The following is a 6590-nucleotide window of genomic DNA, read 5'->3' as shown; positions in this document are numbered from 1 at the left end:
CCCCCGATACCCCCCATCCGCCCGGAGCCACTGGCTCCTGGCGGATGGGGGGTATCGGGGGGAAGGCAGGGCCTTTCCCCCGGGCCACGCGCCCCACAGCCGCATGGGTCGGGCCCCGCCACCGCAAATGCCCCTTGCTTCCCTGGCCACCCCGCGATATAGGAATAAAGTCAACGCGATACCCCATCGCGCGCGCCCCTCCCGGCGCAGCGTCGCCTGCCCCCGAGGTGGAGTTCGAGCCGCACCCGTCCGGCCGGATAAAGGCCTAAAATCCTAAAGTGCCAAAGCCCGAAAACGATACGGAGAGCGGAAGGCTCCGGCCCGGCTTCGCTGCCCGCACGATCTGGTTCCGGCAGATGACCGGCCCCATATCCGCAGGGTGGAAACATCGCTCCCACCATGCCCCAACTGAACTCCAGCGCGATCGAGCGCATCGAGCACGATCCCGGCTCCTCCCTGCTCGCGGTCTGGTTCCGGCAGGAAAGCGGCCGGCAACGCGGCCCCTACCTGTTCCAGGGCGTGCCGCGGATGCTCTACGAGGAATTCGCCCGCTCCCCGTCGCCCGGCAGCTTCTACAACCGGCGGATCAAGGACCGCTTCAGGATCGCCGCCTGGACGGACGATCCCGCCGGGGCATCCCTCCCGGGGCCCTAGGGAAACGCCCCGGAAGGCGCCCCTATGCCGGGCAGGGGCGGGCGGTTCCGCCCCGAACGGGGCGCAGATCCGCCTCCCGCCCCGTGACCCGGAGCGCAAACCGTACCATATAACACTCCGAACCCCGTTTTCCCCGATCTCCGGAGGGCCTCCGCATGTCCGCCACGACCACCCAGGACGCCAAGCCGCAGGAGCGCGAGCCCGTCCCCGTGACCGTGCTCACCGGCTATCTCGGCGCCGGCAAGACCACCCTGCTGAACCGCATCCTCACCGAGAATCACGGCCAGAAATTCGCGGTCGTGATCAACGAGTTCGGGGAGCTCGGGGTGGACAACGACCTCGTCGTCGATGCCGACGAGGAGGTCTTCGAGATGAACAACGGCTGCATCTGCTGCACCGTGCGCGGCGACCTGATCCGCATCCTGGGCGGCCTGATGAAGCGCCGCGACCGCTTCGACGGCATCATCGTGGAAACCACCGGCCTCGCCAACCCGGCGCCGGTGGCCCAGACCTTCTTCGTCGACGAGGACGTGAAGAAGGCCACCCGGCTGGATGCCATCGTGACGGTGGTGGACGCCAGGCACCTGCTGGAACGCCTGGGCGACAGCCCGGAGGCCGAGGAGCAGGTGGCCTTCGCCGACCTGATCGTGCTGAACAAGATGGACCTGGTGACACCGGAACAGGCCGACGAGGTCGAGCGCCGCATCCGCGCCATCAACCCCACCGTCGAGATCCGCCGCGCCACCAAGTCCGACATCCCGGTGGAAAGCGTGATCGGCCGCGACGCCTTCAACCTGGAGCGCATCCTGCAGCGCGAGCCGGAATTCCTTTCCGGCGAGGACGAGCACAGCCATGACAGCGAGGTGCTGAGCGTCTCCTTCGAGGTGGACAAGCCGGTCGACGAGGCGAAGTTCAACGCCTGGATCAGCGAGGTCCTTGCCACCCAGGGGCAGGACCTGCTCCGCACCAAGGGCATCCTCTACTACAAGGGCCAGGAGGGCCGCCGCTTCGCCTTCCAGGCCGTGCACATGATCGCCGACGGCGACTACATCCCGCTCGCCGCCGCCGATGCCGAGGGGCCGCGCAAGTCGCGCATCGTCTTCATCGGCCGCAACATCAACCGCCCCCGCCTGCGCCGCGGCTTCGAATCCACGGTCGCCGCCTGATGTCGGAAACGCTCGGCAACGTCGATTTCGTGCTGGAAAGCCGGGGCACCTCGCGCGACCTCGGCGCCTGGGTGGTGGGCGCCGCCTTCGGCCATGACGGAGGCTCCGCCGCCTTCGCCCTGGGCGACGGCACGCTGCATCTGGCCGACCTGCGTGACCTGTCCGGCGAGTGGCGCCGGGTCGGGGCGCATGACGGCGCCGCCCAGTCCCTGGTGCCGGACTGTGCCGACGGCTACCTCTCCGGCGGCGACGACGGCCGCCTGCTGCGCACCAGCCCGGCGGGCGAGGTCATGGAACTCGCCAGCTTCGGCATGATGAAATGGGTGGAACACCTCGCCACCCATCCCTCCGGCGTGCGCGTCGCGGCGGTGGGCAAGGCGGTGCATGTCCTGGACGGCAAGGGAAAGACCCTCAAGACCCTCGCCACCCCCTCCACCGCCGGCGGCGTCGCCCTCGATGCCAAGGGCAAGCGGATCGCGGCCAGCCACTACAACGGCGCCTCGATCTGGTTCGTCGCGGCGAAGGAGGACAATCCGCGCAAGCTGGACTGGAAGGGCAGCCACCACGCCATCGCCTTCTCGCCCGACGGCACGCATGTCGTCACGGCGATGCAGGAGAACGCGCTGCACGGCTGGCGCCTGACGGACGGGCAGCACATGCGCATGTCCGGCTACCCGTCCAAGACCCGCTTCCTGTCCTTCACGCCCAAGGGCCGCTGGCTCTGCACCTCGGGCTCCGAGGCGGTGATCTGCTGGCCCTTCTTCGGCGGCGGCCCGATGGGCAAGGCGCCGGAGGAGATCGCGGGCGGCGACGGCGTGCTCTGCACCGCGGTCGCCTGCCATCCGAGCCAAGAGGTCTTCGCCGCCGGCTTCTCCGACGGGCTGGTGCTGATGGCGGAGATCGCCTCGGGCAAGATCGTGCCGCTGGCGGCACCCGGCCGCGGCCCGGTCTCGGCGCTGAGCTGGAACAGCACCGGAACGCATCTCGCCTTCGGCAGCGAAACGGGCTTCGCGGCGTTGATCGACCTGGCGCGCCGGTAACGGGCGCCGGGGCCTCGCCGGCGGGCGGCGCCTCTGCCGCCAGCGCCGCGAAGCAGCCCCGGGGAGCCCCGCTTGATCGACGACCTCTGGTACAAGAACGCCGTCATCTACTGCCTGTCGGTCGGCACCTACATGGATGCCAATGGCGACGGCGTCGGGGATTTCGAGGGGCTGACCCGGCGCCTCGACTACCTCCAGGGCCTGGGCATCACGACCGTCTGGCTGATGCCCTTCCAGCCCTCGCCGGGCCGCGACAACGGCTACGACATCCAGGACTATTACGGCGTCGATCCCCGCTACGGCACGCTGGGCGACTTCGTGGAGTTCACCCATGCCTGCCGCCAGCGCGGGATGCGGGTGATCATCGACCTCGTGGTCAACCACACCTCGGACCAGCATCCCTGGTTCCAGTCCGCCCGCCAGGACCCGGATTCGCCTTATCGCGACTGGTATGTCTGGGCCGACCGGAAGCCCGCCCATGCGGACCAGGGCGTCGTCTTCCCCGGCGTGCAGGACAGCACCTGGAGCCGCGATCCCGTCGCGAAATCATGGTACTTCCACCGCTTCTACGAATTCCAGCCCGATCTCAACACCGCCAACCCGCATGTCCAGGCGGAGATCCTCAAGATCATGGGCTTCTGGCTGCAACTCGGCGTATCCGGCTTCCGCATGGATGCCGTGCCCTTCGTCATCGCGAAGAAGGGCCCCGGCGTCACCAAGCCCGTCGAGCAGTACGACATGCTGCGGAGCTTCCGCGAGTTCCTGCAATGGCGGCGCGGCGACGCCATCATCCTCGCCGAGGCCAATGTGCTGCCGAAGGCCGACCTTCAGTATTTCGGCGACGACGGCGACCGCATGCACATGATCTTCAACTTCCAGGTCAACCAGGCGCTCTTCTACGCCCTGGCCAGTGGCGACAGCGGGCCGCTGGCAAAGGCCATGGAGAAGACGAAGCCCCGCCCCGCCACGGGGCAATGGGGCCTGTTCCTGCGCAACCACGACGAGCTCGACCTCGGCCGCCTGACGGCGAAGCAGCGCCAGACCGTCTTCGACGCCTTCGGCCCCGATCCCTCGATGCAGCTCTACGGGCGCGGCATCCGCCGGCGCCTCGCCCCCATGCTCCAGGGCGACCGGCGCCGGATCGAGCTCGCCTACAGCCTGATGATGACCCTGCCGGGCACGCCCGTCCTGCGCTATGGCGACGAGATCGGCATGGGAGACGACCTGAGCCTTCCGGAGCGCGAATGCGCCCGCACGCCGATGCAGTGGTCGAGCGAGCCGCAGGCCGGCTTCACCAGAAGCGACCATCCGGCGAAACCCGTCATCTCCGGCGGCGCCTACGGCTTCGAGCATGTCAACGTGGCCGATCAGCGGCGCGATCCGGATTCCCTGCTGAACTGGACCGAACGCATCATCCGCATGCGCAAGGAGGTGCCGGAGATCGGCTGGGGTGATTTCAGGATCGTGCCCACCGGCACGCCGGAGGTGCTGGCGGTCCGCTACGACTGGCGCCGCAACTCCGTGCTGGTGATCCATAACCTCGGCGCCGAGGCGAGGGAGATCACGATCGACCCGGGCGCCGAAGGCTCCCACGACAGCCTGCTGGTGAACCTCCTGTCCGGCGACCACAGCCGCCCCGACAAGCGCGGCCGCCATCGCATCCTGATGGAGGCTTATGGCTACCACTGGTATCGCGTCGGCGGCCTCGACTACCTGCTCCGCCGCAGCGAAGTCTGACGGCGTCCGATGGGGCCACGGCGGAATGCGGGAACGGCCGTCTCCGGCATGTGAGCGGTTTCGTGAAGGATTGACATTGCTGTCCCGGGCCAGCCACGCTTTCTTTGTTTTGCAAAGGCGCACTGTGAAGAACTTCACTGTGAAGCCTGTAAATATGTAAGGTCTGTAAAGAGATGTCCCGGACCCTGATCGGTCCCACGATCCGCCGCCTGCGCCAGGAGCGCGGCGTCACCCAGCAGGCGCTCTCCGCGAGGCTGGGCATTTCCGCCAGCTACCTGAACCTCATCGAGCACGACCAGCGTGCCGTTACCGCCTCGCTCCTGCTCAAGCTGGCCGATGCCTTCGGCGTCGACCTCGCCGCCCTGTCCGGCCAGCGCGAGAAGCAGGTGGAAACGGGACTGCGGGAGGTCCTGCGCGATCCGTTGCTGGGGCTGGAGGCCGTGCCGGAGGCCGAGTTCGCCACGCTGGTCCAGGGCTCGCCCACGGCGGCCCGCGCCATGCTCGCCCTCTACCGCGCCCTGCGCGTGGCGCGGGAGGATGCCGGCGGCATCGCCCTGCCTTCGGGCCGGCGGCTGATCCTGCCGACCGAGGAGGCGCGGGACTTCTTCCAGGACCGTGCCAACCACTTCCCCCTGCTGGAGGAAGCCGCCGAGGCGATCGGCCGGGATCTGGCCGAGGGCGGCGCCGAATCGGGCCATGCGATCGGCGAGCGGCTCCGGACGCGCCACGGCGTCTCGATCTTCGTCGGCCCCACCGAGGGCAACCTGCGCCACTACGACCCCGCCACCCGCAGGCTCGACCTGTCGGAGGACCTGACGCGCGAGAGCCGGGCCTTCCACCTTGCCTTCCAGCTCATGCTGCTGGAGGCGCGGGAGGCGGTGGAGGCCTGCCTCCTGCCGCAGCCGCCCTCGACGCCGGAGGCCGCGAACCTGATCCGCATCGGCCTGCTGAACTATGCCGCCGCGGCGCTGCTGATGCCCTACGAGCCCTATCGCGCCGCCGCCGCCGAGCTGCGCCACGACCTCGACCGCCTCGCCACGCGCTTCGGCGTCAGCTTCGAGCAGGCCGCCCAGCGCCTGACGACGCTGCAAAGGGAGGAGGCACGCGGCCTGCCCTTCTTCTTTCTGCGCGTCGATCCGGCGGGGAATGTCGGCAAGCGCTTCTCCGCCGCCGGCTTCCCCTTCGCCCGCTTCGGCGGCTCCTGCCCGCGCTGGATCGTCCACAACGCCTTCGCCACGCCGGGGCGGCTGCGGGTGCAGGCGGTGGAACTGCCCGACGGCGCCGCCTTTCTCTGCCTCGCCCGTACCGTGGAGGGCCGGACCGCCCGTTGGGGCGAGCCGGTGCCCGTGCATGTGGTGGCGCTGGGCTGCGAGATCTCCCGCGCCGGGGAGGTGCTCTACGCCGACGGGCTGGACCTCGACCGCGCCCGCGTCGGCATCGGCCTGTCCTGCCGCCTCTGCGACCGGCCGGACTGCCGCTCTCGCGCCTTTCCACCCTTGGCGCACCGCCTCGCCATGGACCCCAGCACCACCGGCTCCACCCCCTTCCGCTTCCGGCAGGAGGCGGAGCTTCCGGCGCCGGCCTGAGGGGGAGGCAGCCGGCCGGCGCGGCGCTACTCCTCGCTGTCGCGGCGGCCGGGCGGCACCGGCCAGACCAGTTCCGGCAACCGCAGGACAGGCAGCCGCGCCAGCGAAAGCCGGCGGTCCTGCAGCGTGAGGGGCAGCTCGATCTGCGGCGGCTCGCCCTCGCCGCCGGGCCGGGCGAGAAGCGCCGCCATGCGGGATGCGGTCTCGGCCGTGCGGGCGTCGATCACGCCGCCGGCGCCCAGCATCGACAGGGCCTCCTGCGCGCCCACCAGGCGTACCGTGCCGGCCCCCATCGGCTGCAGCGCCTCGTCCAGCGCCAGCGTCGCCGCGGCGGAAGCCGCCGCCGGGCCCCAGCGCAGGGTCACGTCGCGCAGTTCCAGCACGCCGCCGGCATCCCGCCAGATCTC

Annotated in this window: 6 protein-coding genes; 5 read left to right on the top strand and 1 reads right to left on the bottom strand. The window is 69.8% G+C overall.

From position 1 onward, the window contains the following. Positions 1 to 399: 399 nt before the first annotated feature. The 5 genes from ROTAS13_RS16880 (at position 400) to ROTAS13_RS16860 (ending at position 6183) form a co-directional block, all read left to right on the top strand. Positions 400 to 654 (top strand): KTSC domain-containing protein, encoded by a 255-nt coding sequence (locus tag ROTAS13_RS16880; protein WP_019462144.1) that lies wholly within the window; start codon positions 400 to 402, stop codon positions 652 to 654. Between the two features lie 155 nt (positions 655 to 809). Continuing rightward, positions 810 to 1820 (top strand): GTP-binding protein, encoded by a 1011-nt coding sequence (locus ROTAS13_RS16875; RefSeq protein ID WP_019462143.1) that lies wholly within the window; start codon positions 810 to 812, stop codon positions 1818 to 1820. Further along, entirely contained in the window at positions 1820 to 2860 is a 1041-nt protein-coding gene (locus tag ROTAS13_RS16870) for a WD40 repeat domain-containing protein (protein ID WP_019462142.1), read from the top strand. Before ROTAS13_RS16875 ends, ROTAS13_RS16870 begins: the two co-directional genes overlap by 1 nt. Positions 2861 to 2932: 72 nt before the next feature. Further along, positions 2933 to 4597: an alpha-amylase family protein gene (locus ROTAS13_RS16865; RefSeq protein ID WP_058390265.1), complete on the top strand. Its 1665-nt coding sequence runs from the start codon at positions 2933 to 2935 to the stop codon at positions 4595 to 4597. Positions 4598 to 4770: 173 nt separating this feature from the next. Beyond that, positions 4771 to 6183 carry a short-chain fatty acyl-CoA regulator family protein gene (locus ROTAS13_RS16860; RefSeq protein ID WP_019462140.1) on the top strand — a complete coding sequence of 471 codons (1413 nt, stop codon included), beginning with the start codon at positions 4771 to 4773 and terminating at the stop codon, positions 6181 to 6183. Positions 6184 to 6209: 26 nt separating this feature from the next. Here the strand turns inward: ROTAS13_RS16860 and ROTAS13_RS16855 are convergent. Further along, positions 6210 to 6590 (bottom strand): DUF2125 domain-containing protein (locus ROTAS13_RS16855; RefSeq protein ID WP_139323401.1); only part of this gene is annotated, 381 nt, incomplete at its 5' end.

The sequence above is a fragment of the Roseomonas sp. TAS13 genome, from assembly GCF_001950415.1.
Lineage (GTDB): Bacteria > Pseudomonadota > Alphaproteobacteria > Acetobacterales > Acetobacteraceae > Roseomonas > Roseomonas mucosa.
Note: the sequence above shows the minus strand (reverse complement) of the source record. Positions and strands in the feature narration are given on the sequence as shown.